Annotated in this window: 10 protein-coding genes; 1 reads left to right on the top strand and 9 read right to left on the bottom strand. The window is 41.2% G+C overall.

Annotated features, from left to right (window positions below):
• The first annotated feature begins 46 nt into the window (after positions 1 to 46).
• Positions 47 to 1,783, top strand: coding sequence for an ABC transporter ATP-binding protein (locus N6H18_RS13460; RefSeq protein ID WP_262308796.1), 1,737 nt, complete (start codon positions 47 to 49; stop codon positions 1,781 to 1,783).
• Here N6H18_RS13460 and N6H18_RS13455 read toward each other — a convergent pair.
• The 9 genes from N6H18_RS13455 to N6H18_RS13415 all read right to left on the bottom strand — a co-directional run bounded on the left by N6H18_RS13455 (position 1,780) and on the right by N6H18_RS13415 (position 14,933).
• Positions 1,780 to 4,332 (bottom strand): M1 family metallopeptidase, encoded by a 2,553-nt coding sequence (locus N6H18_RS13455; RefSeq protein ID WP_262308795.1) that lies wholly within the window; start codon positions 4,330 to 4,332, stop codon positions 1,780 to 1,782. The two genes, N6H18_RS13460 and N6H18_RS13455, sit on opposite strands and share 4 nt — an antisense overlap.
• 84 nt (positions 4,333 to 4,416) lie before the next feature.
• Positions 4,417 to 4,956 carry a type 2 periplasmic-binding domain-containing protein gene (locus N6H18_RS13450; RefSeq protein WP_262308794.1) on the bottom strand — a complete coding sequence of 180 codons (540 nt, stop codon included), beginning with the start codon at positions 4,954 to 4,956 and terminating at the stop codon, positions 4,417 to 4,419.
• 111 nt (positions 4,957 to 5,067) lie between these two features.
• Positions 5,068 to 5,610 carry a hypothetical protein gene (locus N6H18_RS13445; RefSeq protein ID WP_262308793.1) on the bottom strand — a complete coding sequence of 181 codons (543 nt, stop codon included), beginning with the start codon at positions 5,608 to 5,610 and terminating at the stop codon, positions 5,068 to 5,070.
• An 89-nt stretch (positions 5,611 to 5,699) separates the two neighbouring features.
• Complete coding sequence (locus N6H18_RS13440) at positions 5,700 to 7,340, bottom strand: porin family protein (protein WP_262308792.1); 1,641 nt, start codon at positions 7,338 to 7,340, stop codon at positions 5,700 to 5,702.
• Positions 7,341 to 7,347: 7 nt separating this feature from the next.
• Entirely contained in the window at positions 7,348 to 10,314 is a 2,967-nt protein-coding gene (locus tag N6H18_RS13435) for a tetratricopeptide repeat protein (protein ID WP_262308791.1), read from the bottom strand.
• 66 nt (positions 10,315 to 10,380) lie between these two features.
• Complete coding sequence (gene holA / locus N6H18_RS13430) at positions 10,381 to 11,400, bottom strand: DNA polymerase III subunit delta (protein WP_262308790.1); 1,020 nt, start codon at positions 11,398 to 11,400, stop codon at positions 10,381 to 10,383.
• Positions 11,401 to 11,577: 177 nt separating this feature from the next.
• Positions 11,578 to 12,036 carry a DUF302 domain-containing protein gene (locus N6H18_RS13425; protein ID WP_262308789.1) on the bottom strand — a complete coding sequence of 153 codons (459 nt, stop codon included), beginning with the start codon at positions 12,034 to 12,036 and terminating at the stop codon, positions 11,578 to 11,580.
• Between the two features lie 26 nt (positions 12,037 to 12,062).
• On the bottom strand, positions 12,063 to 12,860 hold the full coding sequence (locus N6H18_RS13420; RefSeq protein WP_262308788.1) for an alpha/beta hydrolase: 798 nt from the start codon (positions 12,858 to 12,860) through the stop codon (positions 12,063 to 12,065).
• A 9-nt stretch (positions 12,861 to 12,869) separates the two neighbouring features.
• Positions 12,870 to 14,933, bottom strand: coding sequence for a carboxy terminal-processing peptidase (locus N6H18_RS13415; RefSeq protein WP_262308787.1), 2,064 nt, complete (start codon positions 14,931 to 14,933; stop codon positions 12,870 to 12,872).
• Between the last annotated feature and the right edge of the window lie 31 nt (positions 14,934 to 14,964).

Raw genomic sequence — 14,964 nt, 5'->3', positions numbered from 1 at the left:
GGGACTAATGCCGTATAGATTAAGGTTATTTTATTTAACTCCTATCATGCCAAAGCAAAAAGCCTCATTGGGTCACGTTTTTAAGACCATCATTCTCCCTAGAAAAAAACTAATCATCCTTGGACTTGTCCTCATCATCATCAGTCGTTTAGCCAGTCTTGTGCTGCCCAAAGCCTCTCAGTACCTGATGGATGACGTCATCAAAAACAATGATTTCGAATTGCTCAAAACCCTTATCTTGGTTGTACTGGGAGCCATCATCATCCAAGCTGTCACGAGTTTTGCCCTCACTCGGCTGCTCAGTGTAGAAGCACAACACCTCATCGCACAGCTCCGCGTCAAGGTCCAGAAGAAAATCATTCAGCTGCCCATCAACTTCTTCGACAACAACAAAAGTGGCGCACTGGTCTCTAGGATCATGAGCGATGTAGAGGGTGTACGAAACCTAGTCGGTACTGGCTTGGTGCAACTATTTGGAGGGGTATTGACAGCCATCATTTCACTGGTACTGCTCATCAATATCAGTCCGATGATGACGCTCTACGTGTTGGTACCTGTAGCGATATTTGGAGTGGTGTCGATGAAAGCATTTGCCTACATCCGACCGATCTTCCGCAAGCGTGGCGAGATCAATGCAGAAGTAACAGGTCGCTTGACCGAAACGCTCAATGGCATCCGCGTGATCAAAGGCTTCAACGCTGAAGAACAAGAAATCAAGACTTTCGAAACAGGTGCCCTCAAGCTCTACGACAATGTCAAGAAAAGCTTGACCTCTACCGCCTTGGTGACCAGTTCGGCCACTCTCCTATTAGGGATTGCCTCTACGGGCATCATGGGGATTGGTGGTTATATGATCATGGAAAATGACTTGACTCTGGGAGAATTCCTAGCGTTCACACTGTACTTGGGCTTCATGATCGCGCCTATCGTGCAGATGAGCAACATCGGTAGCCAAATGACTGAAGCCTTTGCAGGTCTGGATCGTACAGAAGAAATCATGGGCATGGATACCGAAGATGACATCAAAGACAGAACCATCGAGCTTGACGACATTGAAGGCAACATTCAGTTTGACAAAGTGTCATTCGCCTACGAGGAAGGTAAAAATGTCATCAAAGAAGTTTCATTTGAAGCAGCCAAAGGCAGTGTAACCGCACTAGTGGGTACGTCAGGGTCTGGCAAATCTACGATTGCTGGCTTGGTCGCTTCTTTCATTTCACCCGTTTCGGGCAGTGTGCTGGTGGATGGAAAAGACCTCTCCAACATCACGCTCAACAGCTATAGAAAAAACCTCGGTGTAGTGCTACAAGATGACTTTTTGTTTGAGGGCACGATTCGTGAAAACATCTTGTTCCCAAGACCAGATTCCTCAGAGGAAGAGTTACTACAAGCCGTCAAATCTGCCCATGTCAATGAATTCACAGACAGATTTGAAGATGGCTTGGATACTCTCATTGGAGAAAGGGGCGTCAAACTATCAGGAGGACAAAGACAAAGAATAGCTATCGCCAGAGCCATTTTGGCCAATCCGAGAATCTTGATCCTAGATGAGGCCACTTCCAACCTAGATACGGAAAGTGAATCCTACATCCAAGAAAGTTTGAAATCACTCATGGCCGGTCGAACGACCTTTGTCATCGCCCATAGATTGAGTACAATCAAACAGGCAGATCAAATCTTGGTCATCGAAGGTGGAGAAATAGCGGAATCAGGCACACACGATCAGTTGATTGCCAAAGAAGGCAGGTACTTTGAACTCTACACCTATCAGGCTAGAATTTAATTCCCTTGGTATTCTTTCAGGTTCTTTTCGGACCTGAAAAGAATATCCGAAGACTGTAAAAGTTTGTTTCTCAAATGAGAGGACAATTGATTCTCTGACAAATACGCTCTGACTATATCAGCTGCTTGTGTAGAATTGTAACCCGCCAAAGTTTGGTTCATCCACCCTTTGCTAAAGAAGATATCTCCCGTCTGCTGTAGCTCTGCCAACATCTCCAATGAAGGCTTGAGATAGGCAATAGAGGCTTCTTGTCTATACGGATGATGGAGATACGCCAATGCACTCAACACCCATGGTTCATGTAGTCTATTGGCAGGATATTTCAAACTTTCGAAGAACTGATCTCTGATTACTTGGTCGTGAGACAAGGCAGGCTGGATAAATTTCATCCTGTCGATTCTATCACTATTTTCCATTTTCTCTATTTGCCAATCCACATAGACTTCATCCTCTGAACTACCCTTCATAGCTATGTTCATCGCGATACTCTCACGCTGTCTTTTAGATACTGTGATGCCTGTTGGCAGTAATTCATCTTCCCAGTACTTTTTGAGATTGTCTATGGCCTTGGTACTCAAAGCCACGTCCATATAGGCATTGAACAAAGTGGTTTTTAACTGTCCGCTCTCTGTCGATTCTATTTTTGTCAACAAGAGGTTTTCGATATTCTCCGCATTTTCGATTCTCATCTCATGCGTAAAGAACTGAAAATAAACTTGCTGAATGGTAGACAGCAGGTAGGTTATGATCACCTCATTTTGTTCCTCTCGGAGATAATTTTGCAAAAACTGAAAATACAGCTGCGGATGAAAACCCTCTTGCAACAGATACTCATGCAAGTTGATATATGCTGATCCCCTCACGAGTTCATTCTTGTAGCGAGAGATGTCCACACGAGCTTGCTTGAATAGAAACTCGTTCTTGACATATTGTAAACCATGGAAAAATACGCCATAGCCTTTTCCTTCACTATTCATCAAGATGAACTTCGGATCTTCCGTTCCTCGTACCTTGGGCAAGATATAGTGATGCTGATCTAGCATCAGGCTGTGACTCATCACGCCCAAATCATCGCTAAATATGATATCCGAATACTGCGGCCAGATTCTCCCTTTTCCTTTGGGATCGTGCTGTATGATGTCATATTCACTGAGCGCGTCCGTTTCTGTAAACTTCAACTCAAAAAAGGGCATGCCTTCTTGATAGACCCATGATTGGTTGAATACTGACAAATCTTTGCCAGATACACGTGCGATGATTGTAATCAAATCCTCCCAATCAGCACTCTTGTATTCATAGCTATCGAGATAGTCCTTGAGAGATGATTGGAGGACTTTATCACCCACGAGCATCTCCAACTGCCTCATCATGATGGGGGCCTTGTGGTAGATGATGCTTCCGTACATATTGGCGGCATCATCTAGGTTGTCAAGCGGTTGGCGTATCGGTGTTGCGCCACTAGAGCGATCTACTTCGTAGGCACTTGGGTAATGATCATAGAGAAAAACCAAGTCGTGATTGATGTCTGGAAACATCTCTGCCACAATCTTGTCTGCGAGGTAGTTGGCAAACACTTCTTTCATCCACACATCGTCAAACCACTTCATTGTGACACAGTTGCCAAACCACATATGGACAGTCTCGTGCGCAATCAATCCTGCCCGTCTGAGTTTGTCATCCTGCGTAGCGGATTCCTCCAGCATCAGCAGAGAAGCCCTGTAGTCAATCGCTCCAGGGTGCTCCATCCCACCAAACTGGAAACTGGGCAATATTGCGATTCCAAACTTCTGAAAGGGATAAGCGATCCCTGTGTAATTCTCCATCCATTCTACGGACTGCTTGTGCAGTTGAGTGATTTCATAGAGATTCTGACGCAAACGATCGTCCGGCTCCTCACGATGCAATATCTCCAAGTCAAAGCCTTTGGTAGACCGCTGCTCATAATCAAAATCGCCCGCTACGAAAGAGAAGAGATAGGTACTGATATCAAATGTCTGGTCAAACTGAATTATTTTCTTGTCGCCCTCCACCGACTCAGAAACGACCGCAGTATTAGAAATTGCCTTCCAATCACTAGGCATATTTAACCGCAAGCGAAAACGTGCCTTCAAATCTGGTTGGTCAAAACAAGGAAATGCCGTAGAGGCATGGTTGGGAACAAACAAGGTATAGAGATAATCCTGATTGCGATTGAACGCTTCATCTCCTGAGACAAAATCAATTTCCAATTCATTGTATCCCTTTTTGATGTAGCTAGCTGGTAAAATCAAATGACCCTTTTCCTGAATAGGCACGAGTTCATCTCCATTGGCAATCAGTCTCTGAATCGATGGGGATTCAAAATCCAACACAACATCACTATCGGATTGATTTGTTTTAAAGGCAAGTTTCAATTTACCTGTGATCGAGTCCGTGCTGATTTTGGGAATGTCAAATGAAAGATCATAACTGATCGACTGCAGCTGCTGTGAACGACCATCTGCCAATATTTTGGAGACGCCCTCTTCCACTTGTACACTGACTCGGTCTCCACATGATAGTAGACACACTGAAAAAATCACATAACAAAAAAATCTGATTACCATAATGAACTCCATAGTTGACCACTAAACTAAACAGCTCGCAGCAAAGTCCTATTTGGACTTCTTAAATTCTTTTATACTTTCATTCAGGAGATTTTCTTTGCAAGGATTGTAACAGTCAGAAGTTATTTCATAATAAGGCACCAATTTACTGCTGAGTACCTTCATATTGACAAAAGACACTTTTGCCGCCAACTCATCGGTTATCTCGCCAGAAATAACCACCGGTTCGGCATTGCCTAGCTCGGCATAAAACTCAAACTTGCCTGTGTTGACTGAAGTCACCAGTTGATCAGACTCATCAAAGAAATCTATCTCTATGTTGATAACAGCACCCAATTCCTCCCCTATGATGGCCAAATCGCCCGTCACCAAATAGTTACCTGTATTCTTAAATGCAAACTCTACATGATTCATTGTCCACTGCGGAGTAGAGTCAAAAGGATGCTCAACACTGTTTCTGAGTGCTGAGTAGATACAATTGGGAGGTGTACAAATAGATGCCAAATTGATCCCGTTGTCCTTGTACTGTGCGTAACAGGTAATGCCAGCGAACAGAAATGTCGCTAGACAGAGTATTTTTACTTTCATCTCTCATGCTGCTTTGATAAGATTCACTAAAAATAGTGAAAATAATGCTAGCAACAACAAGAAGACATCAACTACTCCAGTCCAGAAAACAGAACCCCTGCTATTAATATCCTACTTCAATTTCTTAAACTCCTTGATACTTACATTGAGCTCATGACTTTTGCATGGCCCATAACAATCCGAATCAAGTTCATAATAAGGAACAACCTCGCTGGACACAAGAAAGAAATCTAAAAAATCAATCTGCTGTGAAATATGCTCATCCAAGCTGCCGCTGATCACCATAGGTTCTGCGCGATGAGGTTCGGAAAAAAACTCAAACACACCAGATTGCTCCTTATATATCAGCTGATCATTCTTATCAAAAAACTGAATTTCAAAATTCAATCTAGCCCCTCTATCCTTTTCGGACATAGCCAAATCACCCGTCAGGATATAGCCGCCTGTTTTTTTGACTGCCACCTCGACATTAGACATTTCCCAATCTGCCTTGCCTTCTGCGGGGTGGATCATCGCATTTTGGAATTTGAAGTACAAACAACTCTCCGAATCGCAATAATCTTTAAGGTTGTAACCATTGTTTTGACGAGATGTCTGACAAAATGCAGTACTAAAAATGCCTAATACGGCAATAGTCATGATAATTCTTCTCATAGCTCTCTTATTTTGGATCAATGAAGAAAACTAAGAAAATTACCTGAGAAGAAAAACCTGCTTTTTATCAGTCAAAAACAGGTTTTTACTTAAAACCTGAAAGTGACACCTGCTTTGATCTGTAATCCGCGCTGTGGATAGTAGAGATACCTAGAATAGGCTTTTCCGATGGTATTGTCTGATGATATGAATGCGCCCAACCTCTCTTTGATCTGGTAGTGCACACTCAAATCCAGTCTCGAAATTGCACTCAAATCCACATCACTATCATTGATCGCATCATACGCCGTGATCCCAGCGAGCAAGCTGTACTGCCATTGGAAAGTCAATTTGTCCACGAACAAATGCTCTCCTCTTACTGACAAGTCAGTAGCTGGCAGGTGATAAGCTTGGCTGATATCTCCTCCTGAATAATTGTAGTAGGTAAATCCTAATTCAACCTGATGCTTTTTATTGATTTCATACTCGGTCGTCAACCCAACTGTAAATAGGTTGGTCACGTCTTTGTCATACGTCAAGTCGATCAAACTCTGGTCTATCGCTGAGTTGACATACATTGGCAAATTTCTAATCCCTTGATAACCCACCTGCACAGACGAGTACCAATTCTCTGTGATATCTCCTCTTACTCCAGCAGTTATATCCACTGTTTTCTCAGTATTAGCCACTGTATTGTCTGGGTTCAAGTAAGGTACTTTGTCAGAAAAATCATACAAAGTATTGAAATCATAACCAGCATCCAACTTAGCAAACACCTCATATTCATCCGTCAGGTCATAAGTAGTGGCTAAATAAGGAAACACTTTAAATTGTTTCAAATTGGCAACCTTGTCACTCTGCATGTTGACAGAAAGTCCCGCATCAATTTTGAATCCACTGTATTCAAAGCTATAGTAGGGTTTGGCTCTGAGATGACTCCTCGCACTGGGAGTTGCTTGGTTATAATTCGACAAGTTGAACTGAGCCTCTAAGAAAATCTTGTTGGAATTGCTGATCAATCCATCCACATCCAATGTATTTTCTGCATTGTCATAATTGTCAAAAAAGCCTCTATACCCTGCATTTAAATTGTAATTCCAAACATCAGTCAAGTTATTGTCTTCCATCTCCACTTTAGCACTGACGAATTTGTTGCTCTTTCTGATGTCTTCTCTGTTGACCACAGTGCCGTCGGTATATCCATACAAATAGTTTTCATCGGATTTGTAAGACACCACGCCAGTTGTTTTGACTCTCTGCCATACTTTGGTTCCATACACACTGATTTCATTGAGAGCCGAGGCACTGTTATCTCCATCCACCTCTCCTGTCTTGAATGACAAATGCTTGTAATTCAATCCCACAGACTGATTAGGATCACCTGGACTCACCAATGACAAATCAATCAAAGGTGACCAATAATTACCCAAACCAGCCTTTAAGTATTGGTGATATTCAGACTCTTTTTTGGCAACAGTCGTAATAGTAGAGGCAATCACCTCTGGTTCATCAGCCAAATCGTATTCAAACACCTCAAACTCACCTGGATCGACCGTTTGATACTGCTGTGGCTTAGGTTGCCATTTGATAAACTCATAGAGTTTCACTTCTTTGTTCAATTCGATCTGTCTATCCTTTTCAATGACAATTTCGGCATCTTGGATATCTCCACTTTGCTGTCTTTGAGCCATTCCTTGATGGGCAATAAAAACAAGCACAGCTCCTAGTATTATTCTCCTATTAGATTTCATGTGCTTTTCAATTATTTTCATTGTTAACCTCATTGATCTTTTTCAATTTTTCCTGTGCTCTCGCCTTGATCTCTGTCTGTGTTGAATTGTCCAGCAAAGAGTTCAAAGTTGCCTTGGCTTGGAAGACTTCATCTGTCTCCAAATAGATATCAGACATCAGTAAATATGCCTCTCCTCGCCAATATTCATAATTTTTAAAATTGTTGGTGAGGACAAAGAGACTCTCCAATGCTGTGTCGTACTTCTTCTGTGCGTAATAAATCTTGCTGATGTAGAGATAAGCCTCTGCCCCTCTTTCATCTGGAGAATTGCTCACCAATGGCAGCAAATACACCAATGCATCTTCATATTTTGATTGTAGATATTTGGCCTTGCCAATGGTCAAATTGGCTTGTGACTCTACCAAAACTCCAGCGTTGGCGTTTCTCAACAAAGAAGTGCCATAGTACACCGCCGAATCATATTTTTTCATCGCAAAGAAGTTTTCCATCAAACCAGTCTCCACAAAAATCATGTTACGAGCAGTCCCTGACACCACTCTCAGCTTGTGGTAATAGTTGTTTGACTTTGGATATTCCTTCTTTTTCGCCTCCAAGGTCGCAATCCTATACAAAACTTTGTCATACTTGGAAAAATCCTTGTTTCCCTCTATTTGATAGAAATAATCAAGTGATTTTTGATCCTGATCCAATCTAAAATAAGAGTCCGCTATGAAATATTTGGCGCTCACCGCCAAAGGACTTTTCGGATAACTCTTCACAAACTCCAGAAATCCTGAGATCGCCAAAGTGTACTTCTGACTATAATACTGTGCCTGAGCTGTCTCAAATTCGATGTTTTCCAATGCCTGACTTTGAGGGTTGGCTGCTTTGTACATCGCCAAATATTGATCAAACTCACCAAAAGAACCTTGATTGCTCTTTTGTTGCAGACCTAGCAGAGCACTATTAGCCACTTCATGTCTTGGAAAGCGTTCCAATATTTCTTTGTAGTTTCTGATGGATGATGCGGTTTCTCCTTTGTTGTCAAAAGCAACCGCCTGATCTAGCAGTGCAAATGGCACAAATGAACTACTAGGGTAGTTGATGATGAATTTTCTATAAGCATCTATGGCCTTATTCCCATCACCTTTTTCAAATTCAATTTTCGCTATTTGATATTGCGCCTGATCGATTTTGGGTGATTTAGGAATCTCTTTGATCAACTTGTTGAAGTAATTTTTGGCCTCTTGATTCTTATCCAAATATCTGTTGAGCAAACCAATCTGAAAATACAGGTCATCCAGTTTCTTATTGCCCGCTGTAATCGCCTTTTGGTAGAAATTAATCCCCTGATTGTAATTTTTGAGTGCAAAGTAGCAATCTCCCAATCTAAGGTAGGTGTCCGACAAGTAGTTCTTGTTGATGTCTGGAGTGTACCTAGATTCAAAATCCACAAAAGCATCTTTGGCTTCTTGGTATTGACCTAGATTGAAATGCGCGTAAGCTTTGCTATATAGAGATTTGGGGTACAATTGTGTCCCGTCCTTGACCACACTACGGTAGTAAAATAATGACTCATCCTCTCTTCCTAACAAAGACAAACTCTCTCCCGTCCAGTAATAAGCGTTTTGGGTGATTTCGTGATCCATGTCATGAATGAGTGACTTTTGAAATACCTCGACAGCCAATCCAAACTTCTTGTCATTGAACAATGACATTCCCTTCATAAACGAAACCCTTTGGTAGGTAGTCTTCATTTGAGGAGTCAATACTTTTCGGCTTTCGATGTAGTTCATCGCCAAGTCATAGTTGTCCGTCAGGGCATATGCCATGCCTAGCATATCACCTGCCTGTTCCTTGTACTTGCTGTTGGGATAGTCTTTGAGATAGCCAGTCAGGACATTTACAGCACGGTCATAGTTTGGAATCTCCATGAGAGTTTTTGACAACTGAAACGTCGCGTCTTCTTTGAGGCGCGTATCGTACTTGGTTGTATTTTCGAATGATGTGACCGAGAACTGATAATTCTGATCTTTGTGATACAAAACGCCCAGATAGTACGAAGCATAGGCACCTACTGTATCATCTGCCACTGCAGACCTTTTTAATTGATCCTCTGCAGTATCCTTGTTGCCCAACTTGTAGTTTGAATATCCTGATTTGAAGTAATTCTTCTCATTTCTCGCACGACTGTACTTGTCAAATAGCTTGGCATAATCATCTGCTGCCTTTCGGTACTCGCCGAGTGCATAGTGCGCATCAGCATAGTAGTTCAAGATGTTCTGACTTGTCACACTTTTGTCTTGAGAGTCCACTAGTGTGATTAGCTGTTTGTACTTTTTGTCTGAATACAAAGCGCTGACGTATAGTTCGAAGGACGGGATTCCAAATTGTTTGGACTCAAAACCCGTTTGGAGGTATTTGAATGATTCTTTGACTTTGCCCTGGTGGTATAGAATATATCCTTGAAAATACGCTCCATCCTTTTCATACTCTGTATAACTACCTTCCAGTTTGGCAAATGACTTCAATGCTTCTTCCTTTTTGCCCAAATTGAATAAAGCATATCCCTTCTTGAAGAACATTTCTGTAGAATACTCTTCATTGCTCTTGTCGTAATTTTTGATTGCCTCGGCATATTCTCCCCGATCAAAATAGTAGTTACCTAGGTCAAAAAACGCACCTTTTGCATGTGGGTTGTAAGGGTATTTTTGAACGAACTGTTGGATCAAGTATTCTCCATCATCCTGACCTGCACGTACGGCACACGAAGCAATGAAATAAGCCACTTCTTCTTCGTATTGTTTGGCGGTGATCTTGCTAAATTCCAGCCTTGCAGCTACATAAGCATTCTTTTGGTAGAGCAATTTGGCATGTCTGAATCGAGCATCTTGATCCAAATCTTGTCCCTGAACCGAAAGATTCGCCAAGAGCACAAGCACTAAAATCAAGAAAAGACTTTGTAGGGGTGACGTCAGGTGTATTTTGTTCATCAAGCGTAAATGGATAGTTATTCAATAATCTATGATACCTCTAATTTAATGCTAATTATTAGCCTCTCAATGTAGAAGCGTAAAAACCAATTCTTTCATGATTTCTCCCTCAGATTGTGAAGGGTAATCTATGCCTTTGGATTTCATGTCAGCAATCTTAATGTATCGGATATTGTCTATCACTTTGGATAGTGGGTAATTCTTAGCAGCCATCATATATTCTTTCACGAAAAATGGATGAACTCCCAATAAAGATGCCAAATGTTTGTCAGATTTATTCTGAGAGTGATGAATCAACAATAATTTATTGAAAAATGAAAAAACATTGGCAATAATAGGAATCAACGGATTGGACTTGGGATCAGACTTGAAATAGTTAATGATTTCATTGGCTTTCATGACATTTCTATATGACAGAGCTTTCTGGAGTTCAAACACATTGTATTCCTTGCTGATACCGATGTTTTTGTAAACATGATCTGAGGTGATCAGTGCCTCATTCGGTATATTGATCAACATTTTGTCTATCTCATTGGATATCCTGGTGAGGTTATTTCCGATGTTTTCAGTGATCAGAAACAATGCCTTTTGATCTATTTTTTTGCCCTTGTCTTTGACATATCCCTCTATCCAAGTGGGTAGCTGATTGTCATACATTTTTGCCGAATCCAAAACCACCGCATGCTTAACAAAAGCTTTGGAGAGCTTTTTTCTCTTATCGAGAGACTTGTACTTGTATGCCAGTACCAGTATTGTGGATGGCTGTGGGTTTTCTAGGTAGTTGACAAAGTACTTCTCTCCTACTTCCTTGTCCAATCCAGCCAACTCTTGTGCTTCCTTGATAATCACGACTTTTCGGTCGGACATCATTGGATAGCCCTTGGCGTGATTGATGATCGTCGGGATATCAGCATCCTTGCCATACATCACAATCTGGTTGAATCCCTTCATGCTCTCGTCCATCGCATTTGTCTCTATGTAAGAAACAACTTTGTCAATGAAATAAGATTCTTCTCCCTGCAAAAAGTATACTGGGGCATATTGTCCCTTAGTCAGATCATTGAGTATTTCTTGATATTGCGCCACGCAGATAGTGTTGATTTTACAGACTACAAATAAATGTATTTTGCAGTACTATAAGTAGTAAATCTCCATCAGTTTTAGCGATAGAATTAGACACGAGTATTGAGGTGTTAGTATTGAGTACCTGAACCTAATCGATCTATGACTAGAATCACACCTAGAGACTAGAAAGGGATCAGATCAGTGTGTGCGAATGGCATCATTGACGATGCGGATGATAGACTTGTTGTATTCGTCCAGCAAATCATCACAACCCATGATGAAATATCTCTTTTTATAAACAAAAGGGTTGATGTAGGCCAAATACACATCGCCATCCTCCTCCCAAACCATGATCTTCAAAGGAATATCTAGGGCAATCGTTGGCTCACAGGATATGATCTTGTTTAAGTTACGCAAAGTGAAATCTACAACATAAACCTTGCCTTTGAACTCTCCTTGATCAATAGAGTCTGTCTCATAAAAATGAGTATTCAAATATTTATGACCATTGTTATCAATCCCAATGTACACATTAGAGAGGGTCTCATCTACCGAATGAGGGCTTACATAGATTGTAGGATCTTGAGACCATGCAGAAAAACTGCAGCTCAGAAGAAGGGTTAAAATGGTGACACCTACTCTTAGGCTGTTCCTCACCTGGGTCAAAGCAAACAAAAGGTATTTCAATTTCGGTTAAGTATCTCTTCCAGTGAAGTGTAATAAATCTCAAAACTATTCAAATTATTATGTCCTGCTTTATCAATGACAATTAATTTTTTACAATTCAAAGCAATTTTTTCAAACAATCTTTTGGCAGAACTCAAAGGAATCACTCGATCCGAAGTGCCATGCAATACAAAAACAGGGCATTTTACCCATCCTATTTTGTCAATAGATTTAAATTGGTACTTCACCAAATATTGGTAGAGGGACACAAAACCAAGAAAGGGAACTGCATCGGATAATTGAGCAAAAGGAGTCTCCAATATCAATTGATCAGGCGTATGTTTGGCAGCCAAATCTACAGCCATAGCGGCACCAATCGATCTACCATAGTACACTATTTTTTGGTAGTCATAGTGGTCGTCAACATAGGTTCTGACAGCTACCGAATCATCATACAACGCGTTTTCTGATCTATCTCCTGTGCTTTGCCCATAGCCTCGGTAATCAAATACCAACACATCATAGTGATAGCGACATAGATCAGCTGCTATACCTCCCCATCGGTTCAAGTCTCCTGTGTTGCCATGAAAATAAAGAATCAGCCCTTGTGGTGAATCATGAGGGCACTTGATCAGCACCGCATGAAGATTGCCTAGGACAACTGGGATGCTCAGTTCATGAAATGGTAGCGAAAGTTGGGGTGATTCAAATCCCTTCCTACCACTAGGTCTAAAGATCAAATCATCCTGAAAAACATAAAGAAAAAAATTGAGTACTATCCAAATCACAAAAAATCCAAACAGTACCCAAATCATATGTTTTTGTTATTTTCTATCCTGTTTGACCAGCTCAGCCAATAGCTTCAATCCTTCTTTGAGGTATGGATCATCAGAGAGTTTTTTCTGCTGTGATTCTTCGGTAGTTACTTCTTGACCTACTTTTCCAGCAGATTCAGAAATGTTCTTTCTTCCGTCCAAGCGCTTCTCATCTTCATCGGATTCAGCCTTTCGCTTTTCATAGTTGAGAGACAGTGAGTTCTCGTCCTGCTGAGACTTCAACAAGTCTACATCCTCCACCAAATACTGCAAATCCCTGTCTGTCTTAAGATCGTTGAGATAAATCATTTCCAAGTTTTTAATCAACTGAGGGGAAATATCGTTGGTCGGTCTGTAGTAGGACGAAGTGATTCGATCCCAAGGCAAAGCATTGGGTCTAGAACTCTCACCAAACTCCGAGGCCTCAAAACCTGATGGGAAACTAATGTCTGGTGTCACACCTATGTTTTGCGTACTACTCCCACTCACTCTATAGAACTTAGCCAAAGTCAATTTCAATTGTCCCATTTGATCTTCGTCATTGGGAAACATGCGGTTCAAATCAATCAAATTCTGAACAGTCCCTTTGCCAAAAGAGCCTTCTCCCACGATGATTCCACGTTTGTAATCCTGTATCGCTCCACTAAAAATCTCTGACGCTGAGGCAGAGAATCTATTGATCATCACTGCCAGCGGACCGGTATATTGTATCTGACGATCTTCGTCACGTTTGATCTCTATGCTACCATCAGAGTTTCTGACCTGGACAACTGGTCCTTCATCAATAAATAAGCCTGTCATATCTATGGCTTCTTTGAGCGACCCTCCACCGTTGTATCTAAGGTCTATCAAGATGCCATCCACATTATTGGCTTGGAGATCTTTGATGATGTTGTTGACGTCACGTGTAGTACTCTTATAATCTTTGACTCCTTCACGCGCCTCTTCAAAATTGATATAAAAACTAGGTAGAGTAATGACGCCAAGTTTATAAGTTTCTTTCCCATTGTATATCGGAATAATCTCAGACTTAGCAGACTCCTCTTCTAAACTGATTTTGTCCCTAACCAATCGGATCTCTTTGGGCAAGGCACCCGTTCCTTCATCGAATTTCAACACTTGCAATCTCACCACCGTACCTTTCTTGCCACGAATCAAATGTACAACATCTTGTAGTCTCCATCCTATGACATCTACGAAAGCTTCCGTGTCACCTTGTGCCACTCCTATGATCTTATCATCCTTGTGCAGCAACTTACTCTTGTATGCTGGACCGCCAGCTACGACCTCATTGACCACTGTATAATCCATGCTCTGTGTCAACCGCGCACCGATCCCCTCTAATGACAAACTCATCGAGATATTAAAATTTTCGGAAGAAATTGGAGAAAAATAATTGGTATGTGGATCATACGAGCTGGTGTAGGCATTCATGTAGAATTGAAACACATCATCAGAATTGTACTGATTGATGCCCTTTCTGTATCGCAAATATCTTTTGGTAAGGGAATCTTTGATCTCATCATCTGTTTTACCCGCCAGCTTGAGGCTCAATGCTTGGCTCTTGATGATTTTTCTCCAACGATCGTTGATTTCATCATTGGTACTTGCCCATTTCACTTCCTTTTCATCGAGATTCAATTCCTCATCTATTGTATAATCAAAGCCCTCATCCAAAATATCAGACACATAATCGATACGGGTATTGGCGCGTTCTCTGAAGATTCTAAAAATCTGAAAAGCTACATCCACATTGCCTCTTTTGATGTGATCATCCAGCTCGAACTCATACTTACCAAAGTAGTCTAAGTCGGCTTGCAAAAAATAAGATTTGTTGAAATCAAGTGACTCCAAATAGTTGTGAAAAATGACCGATGAAAGTGAGTCATTGAGTTCCTGTTTGCGGTAGTGGTTTTTGTTGAGCAGATTGTTGATCAAATAGGTCTCCTTCCAATGCTTGGCTGCAGGCTCTAAGGTAATGACTGAATCACCCGCAGTAAATGCCTGTGACGCAAAGACTTGAAATACCAATAAACACAATACCAAATTTCTTCTATTAATCCTCAATTTCATTCTATGTAATTTTACCATTGCTATTCAGTAA

The sequence above is a fragment of the Reichenbachiella agarivorans genome (assembly GCF_025502585.1).
In the GTDB taxonomy this organism is placed as follows: Bacteria; Bacteroidota; Bacteroidia; order Cytophagales; family Cyclobacteriaceae; genus Reichenbachiella; species Reichenbachiella agarivorans.
Note: the sequence above shows the minus strand (reverse complement) of the source record. Positions and strands in the feature narration are given on the sequence as shown.

Excerpts from the sequence above, each read along its gene's own strand:
- N6H18_RS13450 (WP_262308794.1), bottom strand. The coding sequence starts at position 4,956 with ATGAAAGTAAAAATACTCTGTCTAGCGACATTTCTGTTCGCTGGCATT.
- N6H18_RS13435 (WP_262308791.1), bottom strand. The coding sequence starts at position 10,314 with ATGAACAAAATACACCTGACGTCACCCCTACAAAGTCTTTTCTTGATT.
- N6H18_RS13445 (WP_262308793.1), bottom strand. The coding sequence starts at position 5,610 with ATGAGAAGAATTATCATGACTATTGCCGTATTAGGCATTTTTAGTACT.
- N6H18_RS13420 (WP_262308788.1), bottom strand. The coding sequence starts at position 12,860 with ATGATTTGGGTACTGTTTGGATTTTTTGTGATTTGGATAGTACTCAAT.
- N6H18_RS13440 (WP_262308792.1), bottom strand. The coding sequence starts at position 7,340 with ATGAAATCTAATAGGAGAATAATACTAGGAGCTGTGCTTGTTTTTATT.
- N6H18_RS13460 (WP_262308796.1), top strand. The coding sequence starts at position 47 with ATGCCAAAGCAAAAAGCCTCATTGGGTCACGTTTTTAAGACCATCATT.
- N6H18_RS13415 (WP_262308787.1), bottom strand. The coding sequence starts at position 14,933 with ATGAAATTGAGGATTAATAGAAGAAATTTGGTATTGTGTTTATTGGTA.